The sequence below is a fragment of the Clostridium sp. genome, assembly GCF_016650035.1.
Lineage (GTDB): Bacteria > Bacillota > Clostridia > Clostridiales > Clostridiaceae > Clostridium_AD.
Window position 1 is genome coordinate 36,182 of record NZ_JAENWM010000002.1, and the last position, 18,351, is coordinate 54,532.

Sequence of the window (18,351 nt, forward strand, 5' to 3'; positions counted from 1 at the left end):
AATTATTTATACCTCTGAAGTAAGCCCTTCTTTAACAATAATGGCTTTGCCACCAACCTTTACTATTAAGTTATCTTTGCTTCCGATTAGGCTTACAATTATTTTACTAGGTCTATTCATATAGTATCCTTGTTCACAGATTATAGTTATATTATTTTTAAATTTAAGCACATCATTTTCAACTAAATATGCACCCAGTGCTCCATTAGAAGTTCCTGTGGCAGATTCTTCATTTATTCCAACTGCAGGGCCGAAGTTTCTACAAGCGAGAGTAGAGGATTCTTCTTCAGTTTCAAGTGTAAAAGCATGTACTCCAGTAATATTTAGATTCTTACTATACTCGGTTAATTTAGCAAAGTTCGGATTTATGGCTTTTAGTGTTGATAAACTTTTAACCGGAAGTATAATGTCCGTAAGTCCAGTAGATACAGCTTGAGGGACAAGAGTATACCCGTCTATTCCTATATCACTTACTTTTAACCCCATAATTTCAGCAAGTTCACCTACGGGTTTAACATTAAAAACAAATTTTGGCTTAGATTGGGTCATCATTATGCTTTGTATTTTAGAATCTTTAAAATGAAGCTCAACTGGTAATATTCCAGCCTTTGTTTTTTGGTTTATAATTTTAATATTATCAGTTCCAGTAATAACACCTTTTGAAGCTAAAGCGAAGAAAGAAGCAATTGTAGCATGACCACACAAATCTACCTCTTGAGTGGGTGTGAAAAATTTTACCTCATAATCTGACTCATCATTTTGTAGTGGAAAAATAAAGGCGGTTTCCGATAGATTCATTTCTCGGGCAATACTTAACATATCATTATAATTAAGGCCAATAGCATTGGGCACTACTCCAGCTGGATTCCCGCCTAGAGGCATATCTGAAAAAGCATTTACACTGTATATAACTTTTTTCATAAAAAAATATTCCTTTCTGATTTTAATTAATCTAAGCACCTTCATTTAAGAATTTATATTGAGACATATAAAGATTATAATATAATCCTTTTAAAACTATAAGCTCCTCATGGGTTCCACTCTCTACAATTCTGCCATCGTCTATAACCATTATTTTGTCACAATATCTTATAGTTGATAGCCTATGTGCAATAACAAATGAGGTTCTACCGTAGAGGAGTTTTTTGATTCCCTTTTGTACAAGCTTTTCTGTAGTGGTGTCAATATTAGAAGTAGCTTCATCTAATATTAATATTCTTGGATTAGCAAGGAGTGCACGAGCGAAGGATATAAGTTGTCTCTCGCCTACAGAAAGCCTAGCACCTCGTTCATTTACTTCTGTTGCATAACCATTCGTAAGTTTCATGATAAATGAATCGGCACTAACGGCAACAGCTGCAGCTATTACCTCATCATCTGTGGCATCTAGTTTTCCATAACGAATGTTTTCCATAATGGTAGTAGAGAAGAGGAAAGTATCCTGTAACATTATGCCCATTTGACTTCGAAGGGATCCTATATCAACATGGGATACATTTTTACCGTCAATTAAAATTTCACCGCTATTTGCATCGTAAAATCTACTAATCAAGTTTATTACAGTAGTTTTTCCTGCACCTGTAGGACCTACTAAAGCTACCGTTTCTCCAGATTTTATCGTAAAGTTAATATTGTTTAATACGGGAACATCATCATCATAACTAAACATTACATTTTTAAACTCCACATCACCTTTTATTTTGGGCATTTGTATAGCATTGTCAATAGTTAGTATATCTGGTTTTACATCTAGTATTTCAAAAATTCTTTCAGCAGAAGCAAAGTTTGTTATTAAAGAGTTATAAAAATTACTGATGTTCATAATAGGTTTCCAGAACATTGAAATATAAGCGCTAAAGGCTACCAGTTCACCAATGGTTAATTGGTTTGATTTAATAAGCGGAACGCTATACCAATATACAAGTAAGCTCCCAAGACCCCAAGAGAGTTCAACCATTGGCCAAAACAAATCGTTTAATCTTACTGCACTCATAAAGGAATCCATCATATCTTTAACATAGGTTCCAAAGGTTTTAGAAGTTTTGTCCTCTGAGACGAAAGATTGGATTATTCTTATACCCGAGAAATCTTCATGGGTGTAGGCATTAAGATTTGAACGTTTAGCTCTATATAGCTGCCAACGCTTTCTAGAAAAAATTTCTATAGCAGCAAACCCTATAATTAATATTGGCAAAAATGATATTGAAATAAGAGCTAATTTAAAATTCATAGAAAACATAATGATTGTAACAAATACAAGGGTTAAAATTTCTGGGATTAGGTTAGTTACGCTACTGGAGAAAAGATCTTGAAGGGAGTTTACATCCCCAATAACCCTTGCAAGTATTTTCCCCACAGGTCTATTATCAAAAAAAGTGAGGGATAGTTTCTGAATATGAGTATACAATTCTTGTCTTATATCCAGTAGCGCAGAGTTAGTAACAGAGGCCATCATATTAAATCTAATTTTAGACGCAATAAGTGCTATTATATTAAAAAACAGCATGAATCCAGCAATTTGAAACAATCCCTTTATATTTGAATTCACTATATATTTATCTATTGCTAGCTTTAAAATATAGGGGTTTAATAGGGAGCATATCATTACTAAAATCATAAGAAGTATAACTAAAACTACTTTGAATTTATAAGGCTTTAAATAACTAAATATCCTTGTAATTAACTCTCCCTTTGAAGTTTCGTTAATCTGTTCATCTTGTTTGGATGAATTTTTAATCATTATATCACCACCCCTTCAAGGTCCATAAAGTCTGTAAATTGTTGTGTGTAAACATCGTAGTAGTACCCTTTCTTTTCAATGAGTGTTTTATGATTTCCCATTTCCACGATATGACCATCTTCAAGAAACAGTATTATGTCAGCATTTTTAACTGCAGATATTCTATGTGCAATTATAAAAGTAGTTGCACTATTATTTCTATTGTGAAGATTTTTCAAAAGATTGTATTCAGTTTCCATATCTAGGGCTGAGGTGGCATCATCAAGGATTAGAATGCTTGAATCATTAACAAGCGCCCTTGCAATAGAAAGTCTTTGTCTTTCACCACCGGAGAGACCCAGGCCTCTTTCGCCAATAACTGTGTCATACCCCTCTGCAAGGTTTTCAAGAAATTCATCTGCGCAAGCATCCTTGCAGGCATTTTTAATTTCTTCAGTGGATGCATCGTGTTTCCCAAAACGTATATTTTCAGAAATGCTTTCTGAAAACAGGAAAGTGTCTTGAGCAACAATGGACATTCTACGCCTCAAATCACCTATGCATATATCACGCACGTCATTACCATCTACAGTAATGCACCCCTTTGAGATGTCATAATATCTGCCTATAAGATTTATAAGAGAGCTTTTACCAGACCCTGTTGTACCCATTATCGCAACTGTGCTTCCAGCAGGTATATCTAAATTTATATTTTTCAGTATATAATTATCATTGTACTTAAAAGACACATCGTAAAACTTTATGTGGCCCTTAACTTCACTCATAGATATGGCATCATCTTTATCTTTAATTTCTGGCACAACATCCATGATATTAAATATCTTTTTAGCAGAAGTATTAGCTTGAGTTATCATATTTGTAAGCCAGCCTATCATCCTCATAGGCCAAATTAACATCCATACATACTGGCTAAAGGCTACGAGCTCACCTATAGACAAGGCTTTATCAATTACTAAAAGGCCACCGACGCATACTACGGCTAGAACAGATATATTGCACAAAAATTCTATCATAGGAAAGCGTCTACTCCATATTTTAGCTTGGTTCATATTAAGATGATAATTTGTTTTATTGTGATTTAAAAATTTTGTTGTTTCATGTTTTTCGCGAGCAAAAGCTTTTACAAGCCTTGCACCAGCAATATTTTCTTGAGCTGTGGTGTTTAAAACTGCATTATGGTCACTTATTTTATCAAACGCTTCCCCCACCTCTTTTTCAAGTTTCATTGCTATAAAACCAATAAAGGTCATGGTTAGGAGTGTTACTATTGCCAGTTTCCAATTTATGAGAAATATAAGGATAGAGGCAACTAAAAAATAAATTAGCTGTTCTATAGCAAGGCTTATACCAAAAGCGATGGACATCCATACATTATCTACGTCAGAACTCATCCTTGACATAAGCTCACCAGTGTTCATGTTATCAAAATATTTAAAAGGTAATCTTTGAATATGGTTAAAGAGATCAGTTTTTAAATCTATGCTTACTCTAGAAGATACATAATCTAAAATGTAGTCCTTAATATATCCAAGAATTGACCTAGCAAGAGTAATTCCAGCTAAAGACATTAACACAAAAGTAAGAAGATCATATTGTTTATTTTGTAGAACCTTATCAATCATAATTTTTACTAAATAGGGATTAAACATATCAAGTGCTATGCTAATTAACATTGCAATAGCAGGTATAACAATAAATAGTTTATACTTTGTAACATATTTTAAAATCCGTTTCATTAAATCGGAGCCTCCTTTAAGGTAGAAATATATTCAGAAATAAAATGCCTTACAGAAAAAAGCCATGGAAGTTTCCATGGCTTTAAAAATCACTTTTTCATAATACTTTATTTGTTAATGTATGTCAATAAACAATTAAAAAAATATTCAATGGATTATTTTAAATACATTTCTCCTATTTTATTTACATCTCCTGCACCCATTGTAATAAGCATATCCCCTGGTTTTAAATTAGCGTTAAGGTGGTATACAATTGCTTCAAAACTATGCAAGTTTATACAATCTACATTTTTCTCTCGGATTCTGTCTCCAAGCATAGTTGAGCTTATTACCCCGGTGTCTTTTTCCCTGGCAGCATAAATATCAGCAAGTATTAAACTGTCCATATTATAAAAAGAATCTGAAAAATCTTCAAATAAACTTATGGTTCTTGAATAAGTATGGGGCTGAAAAACACAATAAATCTTATTGTGAGGGTAATTTCTTGCAGCACTTAGGGCTGCTTTAATTGCTGTAGGATGATGAGCATAATCGTCAATAACAGTTACACCATCTTTAGTACCTTTAAGTTCGAATCTTCTATGTGTACCATTAAAACCTGAAAGGCCATCCACAATTGAGTTTTCAGAAAAACCAAGTATTAGAGCCGTGCCTATACTTGCAAGGGAATTTAAAACATTATACTGCCCCGGCACATTAAGATTTATTTGAAATAGCAATTTGTCGTCTTTATATACATCGAAGGTAGCACAACCCAGGTTATTATAGGTAATATTTTTTGCCTTAAGTGTTCCTTCATTTATACCATAAGTAAGTATGTTACAGCTATAATTATTATTTAGAACAGTTTTAACATTTTCATCGTCTATATTTGCAACTAAATAGCCATCCACAGGTATAATATTGATGAATTTTTTAAAAGCATCTTTAATGTGATCGATGTCTCTGTAGTAATCTAGGTGATCTGCATCTATATTTAGTATTGTGCCTATATAAGGGAAGAATTTTAAAAATGATTCCTTATATTCACAGGCTTCTGTAATAAAATAGTCGCCATTACCAGCTAAAACGTTGCCAGCGATGGCATCGAGTTCGCCACCTACTAGTATGGTAGGGTCTACATCCTCTTTTAAAATTATGTGAGCTATCATGGAAGTTGTTGTAGTTTTACCGTGGGTACCTGATACGGCTACATTATACTTATGACCTTTCATAATGTGACCTAAAAATTCGGCTCTATCCATTAAAGGTAGGTTTAATTCCATAGCTTTAATATATTCAGGGTTTTCAGGAGAAATAGCGGCAGTGTAAACAACTAAATCTGCATCTATTATGTTATCACTATTGTGGCCTATATAAATCTCGGCACCTTTTTGTTTAAGTTTGTTTGTTATATGGGATAACTTCATATCAGATCCAGAAACCTTATAGTCGTTTTTCATAAGAATTTCTGCAAGGCCGCTCATACTTATACCACCAATTCCTATGAAATGAACTTTTTTGTTTTTATCTCTTATAAAATCAAAAGACATTATATCAACTCCTTTAAATAATTACACTTGTTTAGTATATGCGAATAGCATTAATATTGATTGTAACAAATTATTATATATAGTGCAGCTTTATAAAATAATTGTGTTATCTTTGGCACGACATTTTTTAAGGTACGGGTCACTTCTTAATTATATACAAAATAACATAAAAACAATACAAATAAGCAATAATATTTTTATGTTTTGAATTTAATTAGATAACCGTTGTAAAAGATGCAAAATTGAACTACAATAAAATTACGAATGATAATGTACTTTTATATATTATAATTCGTAAATAAAAATAAAAAAACATAGGTGATATTATGGAAAAATATAGTAGAAATCAAAGAGTTACAGGTATTACTAAAATATTAACAGAAAACCCTAATAAGACAATAAATTTAAAAAAATTTACAGAATTATTTAATGCAGCTAAATCAACAATTAGCGAAGATATTGTTATTGTTCGCGAAACTTTAAATGAATTATCTATGGGAAGGATTGAAACAGTTTCAGGAGCAGCTGGGGGTGTGAAATATATCTGTGGAATATCAAACATTGAGAGCGGTATATTTGCAGATGAGTTATGTGGAATTTTAGCACAGAATGACAGAATAATACCAGGAAATTTCATATATATGACTGATATTATGTATAATCCGGAAATAGTGCATAAAGCAGGAATAATTCTTGCAGCTGCTTTTAGTGAATTAAATATAGACTATGTAGTAACGGTAGAGACTAAAGGAATACCGCTTGCTTATGAAGTAGCAAAAATGATGGGGGTCCAATTAGTTATAGTAAGGCGTGATACTAAGGTTACCGAGGGAAGTACAGTTAGTATAAATTATATATCTGGTTCAAGTGATAGAATCCAGACTATGTCTCTTTCAAAAAAATCCATCAAAGTAGGAAGTAAATGCATTTTTATAGATGATTTTATGAAAGCAGGAGGTACTGCAAGAGGCATAATTAATTTGCTTAAAGAATTTGAAAGTGAAGTTTTAGGTGTTGGTGTTCTTATTGATAATATAGAAAATCAGCATAAGCTAATAGATGATTATATATCAATTATTCAGTTTAAAGGGATAAGTAAAGATGGTAAACCCCTGTTAATTTCATCAAAAATCACTGAAAAGGCATAATATTCAAAAAATTAAATATTTTTTTATAATTTAAGAAGGAAAAACCCAAGTTATAGAGAAATAGTATAATATTAACGCAACTTGGAGGTGGAGTGTATGGAAATCACAGACGTTAGAATTAGAAAAATAGCTACAGAGGGTAAAATGAAAGCAATTGTATCAATAACTTTTGATAATGAATTTGTTGTTCATGATATTAAAGTTATAGAAGGGCAAAGTGGACTTTTTATCGCTATGCCGAGTAGAAAAACTCCAGACGGAGAATTTAAGGACATAGCACACCCAATAAATACTGGGACAAGAGAAAAAATTCAAGCAGCTATTTTGAGTGAGTATGAAAAAGTAAAAAATGAAGAGCCAGTAGTAAGAAAAGTAATAGAAAATCTGCAAGAAAAAGTAGAAGAAAAAGCAGAATTATAAAAAGGGGGGAACCCCCTTTTTATTTTTTAAAATAAATAAGCAAATAATATCTATGGCTGGTTGCAATTAAGGGTAATATAAAATATAATATAAGTGATATTTTAATTGAAGATGATATAACAAATAATGTTTAAATTTGTCGAATTAATGTATAAAGAGGTGTTTTATTTGTATAAATGCGCTATAATATTAGCTGCGGGTGAAGGAAAAAGAATGAACTCTAATACTCCTAAGGTTCTACATAAAGTTTGTGGCAAGGAAATGATAAATCATGTTATTGACACTATTAGAGATGCAGACATTGAGAATGTTAATGTGGTAATTGGAATAGGGGCTGCGGAACTTAAAAAAGGAACACAAGATAGAAAAATTAGTTACTCCCTTCAAAACGAGCAATTAGGGACAGGACATGCAGTAATGTGTGCTAAAGAATTTCTAGGCGATAATGAAGGCACTGTAGTAATATTTGTTGGAGACGGTCCACTAATTACTGAAAAGACAGTTAGGGAACTAATAGATTATCATGAAAAAGGCGATTTTAAGGCGACTATATTAACTTCAAGAAGTGGTGAACCTGCAAAGTATGGCAGAATAATTAGGAGTAAAAATGGCGAAGTTGAAAAAATAGTTGAATTTAAAGATTGTACTGAGGAAGAAGTATTAGTACAAGAAATAAATTCAGCAATGTATTGCTTTGATATAAAACAATTACTTAATAGTTTAGATAAGTTAAATAATAATAATGCTCAAAGGGAATACTATTTAACAGACGTTATCGGTATACTAAAAAGCGAGGGATGTAAGGTTGGAGCTTTTGATGTACCAGTCCATGAAATTACTGCTGTTAATTCTAAGGTAGAGCTTGCAGAGGCAGAATTAATTATGAGAAAAAGAATAAATAGAGTGCATATGGAAAATGGAGTTACATTAATGGATCCGAATAATACATACATTGACTCTGAAGTTATTATAGGTAAAGATACTATTATATATCCAGGGAATATACTTGAGGGTAAAACTATTATTAAAGAAGACTGCATTCTTTATCAAAATAATAGAATTGTAGATAGTATTCTTCAAAAGGGAGTTTCTGTTCAAAGCTCTGTTGTAATCCAAAGCCAAATAGGCGAGGAAACTACAGTGGGACCTTACGCATACATAAGACCAGAAAGTAGCATTGGAAAACATGCTAGAATAGGAGATTTTGTTGAAATTAAAAAGTCAACTATTGGAGATAACACAAAGGTATCCCATCTTACTTATATTGGTGATGCTGAGGTTGGAAGTGGATGTAATTTTGGTTGCGGAACTGTGGTTGTAAATTACGATGGAAAATCAAAATATAAAACTATAATAGGCAATAATACTTTTATAGGCTGTAATACTAACCTAGTAGCACCTGTAAAAGTTAATGATAATGCATACATTGCTGCTGGCTCTACAATAACTAAAGAGGTGCCTGAAAATGCACTTTCAATAGCTAGAGCAAAACAGGTAAATATTGAGAACTGGGTAATTAAAAAAGGACTTAAAAAATAGTGCAACAAGGACAATATTCAATAAGTAAATTATAAAGGGAGGTGTAAAACTGATTTTTGTAGTAAAAGGGGAAAGTACAAATTTCAAAGCCTATGATACTACCGTTCTGTTTAGTGGACAGAATGAAAATTAGTATAAATATTATTTATTATAATTTTAAAAATCAGGACTACAGATGATAAACCAGAGCAAAAACATTAAGATTTTTACCGGTAACTCAAATCCTAAATTAGCTGCAGATATAGCTGAAATTCTAGGACTAAAAGTTGGAGATTCAGAAGTTGGCACTTTTAGTGATGGAGAAATATCTGTTAATATCCACGAAACGGTTAGGGGAGCAGATGTATTTCTTGTTCAATCTACTAATGAACCAGTAAATGACAATTTAATGGAATTACTTATTATGATTGATGCCTTTAGGAGAGCTTCAGCAGGAAGAATAACTGCTGTTATACCGTACTATGGATATGCAAGACAGGATAGAAAAGCAAAAGCTAGAGACCCAATTACAGCTAAGCTTGTGGCAGATATTATAACAACTGCAGGAGCGGATAGAGTACTTACTATGGATTTGCATGCAGCTCAAATACAAGGATATTTCAATATTCCTGTTGATAATTTAATGGGAACACCTATACTTGCAAAATATTTTATCGAACATGGATTCAAAGATAGAGAAGATGTAGTAGTAGTTGCACCAGATCTTGGAAGCGTAGCTAGATCAAGAAAATTTGCGGATAAGTTACATGCGCAAATAGCTATAGTGGATAAGAGAAGACCAAAGGCTAATGTTTCAGAGATTATGAATGTTATAGGTGACATTAAGGGCAAAACTTGCATTATGATGGATGATATGATAGATACAGCAGGAACTATAACTAATGGTGCTAATGCACTAGTTAAGCTAGGAGCAAAAGATGTTTTCGCTTGTTGCAGTCATGGGGTATTATCTGGACCTGCTATTCAAAGAATAAATGATTCAGTAATAAAAGAATTAATAATACTAAATACTATTGATGTGCCAGAAAGTAAACACAGTGATAAATTTACAACATTATCTGTAGCACCAATTATTGCTGAAGCTATAAGAAGAATATATGAGAATGTCTCTGTAAGTAAATTATTTGAGGATGTTTAATAGCGTTCATGTAATGAATTAAAGTAAAGAAATGTAATTTGTAGATACATATTTTAAATAACGCTACTCTGTTATCTTTATAATAGGTTAGCGTTATTTTTTATGCAATTCGTTATAGTGAATATTGTATTAAATTGTTATAATTATATATATAAAAGTGAGATAATGATTATAATATATATAAGCAATAAAATGCTGGATATCAAAATTATTTAATGGAAATGGTGAATAAATTGTAACATTTTCAAAAAAACTAATAAGTTAACAGCAAAGTATGATAAATTACTTATAAGACTAATTATTTATAATAATCTTACAAAAGATAAATTAGCAAATGACTATCTATTTTTGAAAACACATAGAACATAAAAATATCAAAAATAATAAATGAAAAACACATAAAAAAAATGGAGGTACAAACATGGAAGGAACTATAGGAAAAATACTAATAGTTGATGATGATAAAAATATTGCTGAGGTAATTAAGATGTATCTAGAAAGTTCAGGATATGCGACAAAAGTAGCATATGATGGTAGGGCTGCACAGGAGGCGTTTTTAAGCTACAAACCAGATTTGGTGCTTTTAGATGTAATGTTGCCTTATATTGATGGAATCGATGTATTAAAATGGATAAGAAAAGATTATGAAACTCCGGTTATTATGCTTACTGCTAAAGGGGAGACCTTTGATAAGGTATTAGGCCTAGAACTTGGAGCAGATGATTATGTAGTAAAGCCTTTTGAACCAAAAGAAATAATCGCAAGAGTGAAAGCTGTTCTTAGGCGTTATAACTTAGACAATGGTGGTAAAGAAGTTTTAAATTTTGAAGGACTAGAAATTGACATTAATTCTTATAATGTTACATATAAAGGTGAAGAGGTAAAAATGCCACCTAAAGAATTTGAATTAGTACATTATTTAGCGCTTAACAAGAACAGAGTATTTACTAGGCAACAATTATTATGTGAAGTTTGGGGATACGATTACCCAGGTGACTCTAGAACTGTAGATGTGCATGTTAAAAGGGTAAGAGAAAAGCTTCAAGGAGGACCCAATTGGCAGATTGAGACTGTTTGGGGAGTAGGATATAAGTTCGAGGTGAAATAAATGGTGAAAAAAGGGCTGTTTTTTAAAATGCTAGCCACCTATACAATTATAATATCTCTCAGCTTAATATTTATTGCTTCTTTTTTGTCTTATTGGTTTCAGAATTATTTCTTGAACGAACGAAAACAACAATTTTTGGAATATTCCTATATGATACAAAAAATTGCTATGGATAATGATTATACGCGCGAGGAAGTAAATAATTATATAATTTTTATTGGACAAATTATAAAGTCAGATATTTGGCTTACCGATAGTTATGGGATGGTTTATGCCGTATCTAATAAAGAACATGTGGATTTTATGCATAAACAGGTTTTTGATAAGGAACTAGAAGATCTTAGATCGGGTCATACATTTGAAGTTACAGAGCCCTATGGTGGTTTATATGATGATAAACCTGTAAGAATTTATGGCACACCTATGATGACTGAGGTAGGATTTAGTGGTTCTATAATTCTGTACAATTCCATTGAACAATTAAGTGAACCATTAAATAGGGTTTATGAAATAATTTGGATATCTGCAATTTTTGTTATAATAATTTCATGCATAGTTATATATTATTTCTCTCAAAAAATAATTATAAAGCCTTTAGCAGAGATTAATTCTGTAGCTAAGAAAATATCTAATGGTGATGTGGATAAAAGGGTTTATTTGAATTCCGACGATGAAATTGGAGAACTTGCTCAATCCTTTAATTTTATGGCCGATTCCATAGAGAAAATAGAGAAAAACAGACGGAATTTTATATCGAATGTATCCCATGAGATTAGGTCACCTATAACATCAATTAAAGGATTTATTGGTGGAATATTAGATGGCGTAATTCCTGAGGAAAAAGAAAAATATTATTTGTCTATTGCCTATGAAGAAATCCAAAGACTAACAAGGCTTGTAAATGACTTATTAGATATGTCTGCAATAGAGGCTGGGGAGTTCAGATTAAGGATTATAGAAGTGGATATAAATGAAATTATTAGACTTACAGTTATAAAAAATGAAACTAAAATCAAGGAAAAAAGAGCAGTCGTAGATGTGTGCTTTGATGAAGAAAATTTATTTGTAGCTGGAGACACAGATAGGTTAGTGCAAGTTATAACAAATTTACTTGATAATGCAATAAAATATGTAAACCCAATTGGAAAAATAAAAATTATCTCAAAAACTAAAGGAAAAAAAGTCTTCGTATCCGTTTTTAATGAAAGTCCTCTAATAGCTGAGGAAGATTTAAAACATATTTGGGATAGATTTTATAAAGCGGATAAATCAAGAACGGCAAAAGAGAGTACTGGGCTAGGGCTTTCTATAGTTAGAAATATAATAACTCAATTACAGGAAGATATATGGGTTGAAAATAAGGAGAATGGCGTTTGTTTTACCTTTACATTAACGAAAGTAAAATAACTTAGTAGGAGGTAATGCTATGAATAAAAAGGATAACCATAAATCTTCTGAAGAAATAAGAGATGCCATGTGGAAGAATGCAGAATGTGGTCATGATATTTTTGGAGAAATTAAATTTAGAAAAAACAATAAAAAGAATTATTTTAAATTATCTTTAAAAGTATTTAGTTTTATACTTATAGCAGCACTTTCTGGTGGAATTACAGCCCAATTTGTAATTAATAAAGATTTTAGCGGTGTTTTAGATTCAGGAGGTTTAGGGAACAATAACACTAGTGGGACTTATAATAAGACTATTTCCGAAGTTGCGCGCAAGGTGTCACCGGTGGTAGTTGGTATTAGTAATAAGTCAGAAGGAATAGAAAATACTGCAGAAGGCAGTGGTTCTGGAATTATATTTAAAAGTGATGGATATATTATTACTAATTACCATGTGGTTGAAGGTCCAACAGAAATAAAAGTAAAACTTAGTAATGATAATATTTTGAGGGCTACGTTAGTAGGAACGGATGAGAGAACAGGGTTAACTGTTATTAAAGTTGAAGCTAGCAACTTGCCCGTTGCGAAATTTGGAGATTCATCAAAAATTAACGTTGGAGATTTAGCTATTTCAATTGGAAATCCACTGGGAAAAGAGTTTACGGGAACAGTTACTGCAGGAATTATAAGTGCAACAGACAGGGAAATTAATATGATTGATAAAAAAACTGCAGAACAAACCATATATAAAGTAATACAAACAGATGCAACTATCGGTTCTGGGAGTAGCGGTGGAGCATTATGCAATAGCAATGGAGAAGTTATTGGCATAAATAGTTTGAAAGTAAGTTCTTATGGTGACGCTTTTGCAATGGGGTTTGCTATTAACTCAAATGAAGCTCAAGATATTATCAATGATTTAATGACTGATGGCAAGGTTATTAGACCATCTATAGGTATTTATGGTGAAACAGCAACTTCTGCTGCCAGTGGTGGTGTAGAGGGAGTGTATGTGAAAGATGTTATAAGAGAAAGCGGAGCTGCTATAGCTGGAATTATGCCCACTGATATCATAACTGAAATAGGTGGGCATAGTGCTAAAAACATGGAGGATTTAAATAACATTTTGTCAGAATACAAAGTTAACGATGATATATCATGTAAAATATGGAGAGATGGGAAAATAAAAAAAATTAGTATAGTTCTCTCTGAACTAAAAGTAAACTAAAATAACTAGTACATTTACTGGTTATTTTTTATATTTATTAGCATGAATCGTATAGTAATATTTATATTTAGTGTGGAAATTAATAATATTTTGGTATACTATTATTAATAAAAGAAATAAAATAATTATGTGTTAGATAAACATCCTAAACATAAGAATATTTGGAGGTAGCAATGTACTTGGTGGTTGGACTAGGGAATCCGGGAGATGAATATAAACATACGAGGCATAATGTGGGATTTGATGTAATTGATTTAATGAAGGGTAAGTATAACATTAGTATTAATAGGATAAAATTTAAAGGTGTATATGGAGAAGTTAATATATCAGGAGAAAAAGTTATTCTCTTAAAACCTAGCACTTATATGAACTTAAGTGGAGAGAGTGTACGAGAAGCAGTTTCTTTTTATAAGATTCCAAGGGAGAATATCATCATAATACATGATGATATTAGTTTGGATGCAGGTAAATTAAGAATACGAAGTAAAGGTAGTGCAGGAGGACATAATGGACTTAAAAGCATTATTTCTAATTTATCTTCAGATGCGTTTACAAGAATAAAAATAGGTGTAGGGCAACCACAAAATTCTATAATACCACACGTTTTAGGGAGATCTTCTAAAGAGGATCGGGTGCTTATAGAAAAGACTTTTGATGCTAGTATAAAAGCTGTCGAAACGATAATAGAAAAAGGATGTTCTGAGGCTATGAATGATTTTAATGGGTTTAGTGCTTAATTAAAGTCATTATTAAAACATTATATATAAATTATTCAGTGAGTGAGAGGTGTTAGCATGAGGCTAAAAGGGCTTATGAAGCCTTTGAAAGATAGTAGTCAGTTTAAAAATATAATAACAAATGTAGAAAAAAAAATGTATCCAATTGGTGTGTATGGACTATCAGAATCAGCTAAGAACTATTTAGTGAGTGGTGTGTACGAGCAACTGGATAAATCTCTATTAATTTTAACACACAGCGATGTAGAGGCTAAAAATATTTATGAAGATTTATGTTTTTATGCGAATGATGTGTATTATTATCCAACTCGAGAAGTGGGATTTTATAATGTAGATGCTGTATCTGGTGACCTTAGATGGGAAAGACTTAAAGTAATGAAAAAAATTACTGAAAAGGGTAAAAAAATAATAATCACATGTATAGAAGCCCTAGCGGCTACATATATTCCTTTAGATTTATTTCGAAAATATGTTTTTGAATTATCTGTAGGAGGTACATTAAACATTAATAATTTTTCAGAGAAATTAATTCAGTGTGGATATGAAAGAGTTGATATGGTCCATACTAAAGGACAGTTTTCCATAAGGGGAGGGATTATAGATTTATACCCTCCTATTTCGGCGTTACCATTTAGAATAGAACTTTTTGATGAGGAAATAGACTCTATAAGAACGTTCAACAGCGAAACTCAAAGGAGTATTGATAAGGTAAATGAAATAGAGATATTCCCAGCAAAGGAAATAATATTAACTGAGGAAATAATGAATAATGGATATATTAAAATAAAGGAAGATTTACAAAATGTATTAGGTAGCTTTAATAAAAGAAAAGACAAGGAAAGTATGGAAAGAATAAAGTCTTTAGTTAATGTTAACTTAGAACAGCTTAAAGAAACTTGGAGCTTTGACTCTGTAGATAGTTATATGCCTTATTTTTATGATAATACATCCACTTTTTTAGACTATATGAAAGGTTCTTTTATAGTAGTTGATGACGCACAGAGGTGCTCCGGGAAACTGGATAGTGTGTATTTTGAGTTTCAAGAAAATTACGAGAATTTTATAAAAAGAGGCAATATACTGCCTAAACAGGCAGAAAATCTAATTAATAAGGACAACATATATCAGGATTTAGAGACACTTGAGGTGATGACATTAGAGTCAATTGCCAAATCTGCAAAGGTGCTTAAACCAAGGTCTATAGTATCTTTTTCTCAAATAGAGGCTAATGATTATCATGGAAAGTTAGACCTTCTTATTGAAGATATAAAGGATAAAAAGCATAAAGGTTATAAGATTGTAATTCTTTCTGGTACAAGAACCAGAGGGGAAAGGCTTATAGATACACTTAGGGACAGAGGTATTGATAGTGTATATAAAGATAGTATTTCTAAAATTGAGTTCGGAGAAGTAGTAGTTACTTTTGGTAATCAATTAAGAGGGTTCGAATATCCAGAGCTAAAGATATGTGTTATATCAGACAAAGAGGTTTTTGGAAGAGCAAAAAGAAAAACTGTGAGTCGTTCCAGTAAAAAAGGAGCGAGTAAAATAAAAAGTTTTACAGAACTTAAACTGGGGGATTATGTTGTTCACGTAAATCATGGTATTGGGGTGTACAAAGGGATTAGTCAGTTAGAGGTTCACGGTCATAAAAGGGATTATTTAGTCCTTGGATATAGTGCTTGTGATACCCTTTATGTTCCTGTAGAACAATTAGATATGGTGCAAAAATATATTGGGAGCGAAGGCAAAGCTCCAAAGATTAGCAAACTAGGTGGAGTAGAATGGGCCAAGGCTAAAAATAAGGTGAAAAATTCTATTGCAGATATTGCAGAGGATTTGGTAAAACTTTATGCAACAAGGGCTACACTTAAGGGCTATATATATAGTAAGGATACTGTATGGCAAAAACAATTCGAAGAAGAATTTCCATATGAGGAAACACCAGATCAAATAATAGCGATTGAAGAAATCAAAAAAGATATGGAATCAGACAAACCTATGGATAGATTAATATGCGGCGATGTTGGATATGGTAAAACAGAGGTAGCAGTTAGAGCGGCGTTTAAAGCAGTAATGGATGGTAAACAAGTAGCGTTTTTAGTACCAACTACAATACTTGCTGAGCAGCATTATAAAAATCTTACTGAAAGATTTTCCGATTTTCCAGTAAAAGTTGAAATGGTTAGTAGATTTAGAACGCCAGCACAGCAGAAAGTTGTTCTTAAGGCTACAAAAGAAGGAAATGTAGATATATTAATAGGTACCCATAGAATAATTCAAAAGGATGTAAAATTTAAAGATTTAGGGGTATTAATTATAGATGAGGAACAACGATTTGGGGTTACTCACAAGGAAAAAATAAAGAGTCTTAGAAAGAACGTAGACGTAATTACCCTAACTGCTACTCCGATTCCAAGAACCCTCCATATGTCTCTTACTGGAGTAAGAGACATAAGTGTGATAGAAACTGCGCCAGAGGAGAGATATCCAATACAAACTTATGTGGTGGAGTTTAATGATCAACTAATAAGGGATGCGATTCTAAGAGAATTAAATAGAAATGGTCAAGTTTTCTTTGTGTACAATAGAGTAGAAACTATAAAAGAAATGGCAGCCTATATAGGTAAACTAGTTCCTGAAGCAAGAGTTTGTATTGGTCATGGGCAAATGACAGAAAGGGAACTTGAATCCGTTATGATAGATTTTATGGAGAACAAGTATGATATATTAGTGTGTACTACCATCATTGAGACAGGGATAGACATCCAAAATACAAATACTATAATAATTTATGAAGCTGATAAGATGGGACTTTCTCAGCTTTATCAATTAAGAGGAAGAGTTGGGCGGTCAAATAGAATAGCCTACGCGTATCTTACTTATAAAAAAGACAAGGTGTTAACCGAGGTAGCTGAAAAAAGACTTAAGGCAATTAAGGATTTTACGGAACTAGGGTCAGGTTTTAAAATTGCAATGAGGGATCTTGAAATTCGGGGTGCTGGAAATATGATGGGAGCAGCTCAACATGGACATATGGCTTCCGTAGGCTATGATTTATACTGTAGGATGCTTGAAGAAACAGTGAAACATATACGAGGCGATGTGGAAGTGGAACCTATTCAAACCTCTGTTGAAATTAAAATAGATGCATATATTCCTGGTACCTATATCGAAGATGAGTCACAAAAAATTGAAATCTATAAAAAAATTGCTGCTATTGATTGTTATGAGTATATGTTAGACATACAAGAGGAAATAGAGGATAGATTTTCAGATATACCAGTGCCTGTTGCAAATCTTATGAATATAGCTTATCTTAGAAGTATGGCATCAAAGATAGGAATAATAGAAATAAAAGACGCAGATGAGGAGGTAATATTACAATTTGATAGTGGTGATCGGATAAATGGGACATTAGTTAAAGCGCTAATTAATAAATATAATAGGAGTATTGTATTTAAATTAGGTAGTAAACCAGCCTTTGCATACAAAAACAAGAATTTAACAAAAGAAGATACTATTACAAATCTCATAGATATTGTGAAGTATATAAAAAGTATAGTTGAAAAAAAATAAATCTATGATAAAATTAATAGGTATTGTAATAAGGATTTAAATTACAATATCATATATAGA

Annotated in this window: 13 protein-coding genes; 9 read left to right on the forward strand and 4 right to left on the reverse strand. The window is 32.0% G+C overall.

Annotation, left to right across the window (positions count from 1 at the left end):
• Positions 1–6: 6 nt before the first annotated feature.
• The 4 genes from JJD95_RS00740 to murC all read right to left on the reverse strand — a co-directional run bounded on the left by JJD95_RS00740 (position 7) and on the right by murC (position 6,008).
• On the reverse strand, positions 7–921 hold the full coding sequence (locus JJD95_RS00740) for a PhzF family phenazine biosynthesis protein (protein WP_291639355.1): 915 nt from the start codon (positions 919–921) through the stop codon (positions 7–9).
• Between the two features lie 31 nt (positions 922–952).
• Positions 953–2,740 carry an ABC transporter ATP-binding protein gene (locus JJD95_RS00745; protein WP_291639357.1) on the reverse strand — a complete coding sequence of 596 codons (1,788 nt, stop codon included), beginning with the start codon at positions 2,738–2,740 and terminating at the stop codon, positions 953–955.
• Complete coding sequence (locus JJD95_RS00750) at positions 2,740–4,476, reverse strand: ABC transporter ATP-binding protein (RefSeq protein WP_291639359.1); 1,737 nt, start codon at positions 4,474–4,476, stop codon at positions 2,740–2,742. Before JJD95_RS00750 ends, JJD95_RS00745 begins: the two co-directional genes overlap by 1 nt.
• A gap of 155 nt (positions 4,477–4,631) precedes the next feature.
• Positions 4,632–6,008, reverse strand: a complete 1,377-nt coding sequence (gene murC, locus JJD95_RS00755; RefSeq protein ID WP_291639361.1) for a UDP-N-acetylmuramate--L-alanine ligase — start codon at positions 6,006–6,008, stop codon at positions 4,632–4,634.
• Between the two features lie 326 nt (positions 6,009–6,334).
• On the opposite strand from murC, the gene purR reads away from it, so the two are divergent.
• The 9 genes from purR to mfd all read left to right on the forward strand — a co-directional run bounded on the left by purR (position 6,335) and on the right by mfd (position 18,291).
• Positions 6,335–7,156, forward strand: coding sequence for a pur operon repressor (purR, locus tag JJD95_RS00760; protein WP_291639363.1), 822 nt, complete (start codon positions 6,335–6,337; stop codon positions 7,154–7,156).
• A gap of 96 nt (positions 7,157–7,252) precedes the next feature.
• Positions 7,253–7,576, forward strand: a complete 324-nt coding sequence (spoVG, locus tag JJD95_RS00765) for a septation regulator SpoVG (RefSeq protein WP_291639365.1) — start codon at positions 7,253–7,255, stop codon at positions 7,574–7,576.
• A gap of 168 nt (positions 7,577–7,744) precedes the next feature.
• Positions 7,745–9,115 (forward strand): bifunctional UDP-N-acetylglucosamine diphosphorylase/glucosamine-1-phosphate N-acetyltransferase GlmU, encoded by a 1,371-nt coding sequence (gene glmU, locus JJD95_RS00770; protein ID WP_291639367.1) that lies wholly within the window; start codon positions 7,745–7,747, stop codon positions 9,113–9,115.
• A gap of 175 nt (positions 9,116–9,290) precedes the next feature.
• Positions 9,291–10,253 carry a ribose-phosphate pyrophosphokinase gene (locus tag JJD95_RS00775; protein ID WP_291639369.1) on the forward strand — a complete coding sequence of 321 codons (963 nt, stop codon included), beginning with the start codon at positions 9,291–9,293 and terminating at the stop codon, positions 10,251–10,253.
• 421 nt (positions 10,254–10,674) lie between these two features.
• Complete coding sequence (locus JJD95_RS00780) at positions 10,675–11,361, forward strand: response regulator transcription factor (RefSeq protein WP_291639371.1); 687 nt, start codon at positions 10,675–10,677, stop codon at positions 11,359–11,361.
• Positions 11,362–11,364: 3 nt separating this feature from the next.
• Positions 11,365–12,768: a HAMP domain-containing sensor histidine kinase gene (locus JJD95_RS00785; RefSeq protein ID WP_291639417.1), complete on the forward strand. Its 1,404-nt coding sequence runs from the start codon at positions 11,365–11,367 to the stop codon at positions 12,766–12,768.
• 19 nt (positions 12,769–12,787) lie between these two features.
• Positions 12,788–13,975 carry a trypsin-like peptidase domain-containing protein gene (locus tag JJD95_RS00790; protein ID WP_291639372.1) on the forward strand — a complete coding sequence of 396 codons (1,188 nt, stop codon included), beginning with the start codon at positions 12,788–12,790 and terminating at the stop codon, positions 13,973–13,975.
• A 173-nt stretch (positions 13,976–14,148) separates the two neighbouring features.
• On the forward strand, positions 14,149–14,712 hold the full coding sequence (pth, locus tag JJD95_RS00795) for an aminoacyl-tRNA hydrolase (protein ID WP_291639374.1): 564 nt from the start codon (positions 14,149–14,151) through the stop codon (positions 14,710–14,712).
• 57 nt (positions 14,713–14,769) lie between these two features.
• On the forward strand, positions 14,770–18,291 hold the full coding sequence (gene mfd, locus JJD95_RS00800; RefSeq protein ID WP_291639376.1) for a transcription-repair coupling factor: 3,522 nt from the start codon (positions 14,770–14,772) through the stop codon (positions 18,289–18,291).
• Positions 18,292–18,351 lie beyond the last annotated feature (60 nt).

Bases quoted from the DNA above. Each gene is read 5' to 3' on its own strand.
- JJD95_RS00740 (WP_291639355.1), bottom strand. From the start codon at position 921: ATGAAAAAAGTTATATACAGTGTAAATGCTTTTTCAGATATGCCTCTA.
- JJD95_RS00745 (WP_291639357.1), bottom strand. From the start codon at position 2,740: ATGATTAAAAATTCATCCAAACAAGATGAACAGATTAACGAAACTTCA.
- JJD95_RS00750 (WP_291639359.1), bottom strand. From the start codon at position 4,476: ATGAAACGGATTTTAAAATATGTTACAAAGTATAAACTATTTATTGTT.
- murC (WP_291639361.1), bottom strand. From the start codon at position 6,008: ATGTCTTTTGATTTTATAAGAGATAAAAACAAAAAAGTTCATTTCATA.
- purR (WP_291639363.1), top strand. From the start codon at position 6,335: ATGGAAAAATATAGTAGAAATCAAAGAGTTACAGGTATTACTAAAATA.
- spoVG (WP_291639365.1), top strand. From the start codon at position 7,253: ATGGAAATCACAGACGTTAGAATTAGAAAAATAGCTACAGAGGGTAAA.
- JJD95_RS00775 (WP_291639369.1), top strand. From the start codon at position 9,291: ATGATAAACCAGAGCAAAAACATTAAGATTTTTACCGGTAACTCAAAT.
- JJD95_RS00780 (WP_291639371.1), top strand. From the start codon at position 10,675: ATGGAAGGAACTATAGGAAAAATACTAATAGTTGATGATGATAAAAAT.
- JJD95_RS00790 (WP_291639372.1), top strand. From the start codon at position 12,788: ATGAATAAAAAGGATAACCATAAATCTTCTGAAGAAATAAGAGATGCC.
- pth (WP_291639374.1), top strand. From the start codon at position 14,149: ATGTACTTGGTGGTTGGACTAGGGAATCCGGGAGATGAATATAAACAT.
- mfd (WP_291639376.1), top strand. From the start codon at position 14,770: ATGAGGCTAAAAGGGCTTATGAAGCCTTTGAAAGATAGTAGTCAGTTT.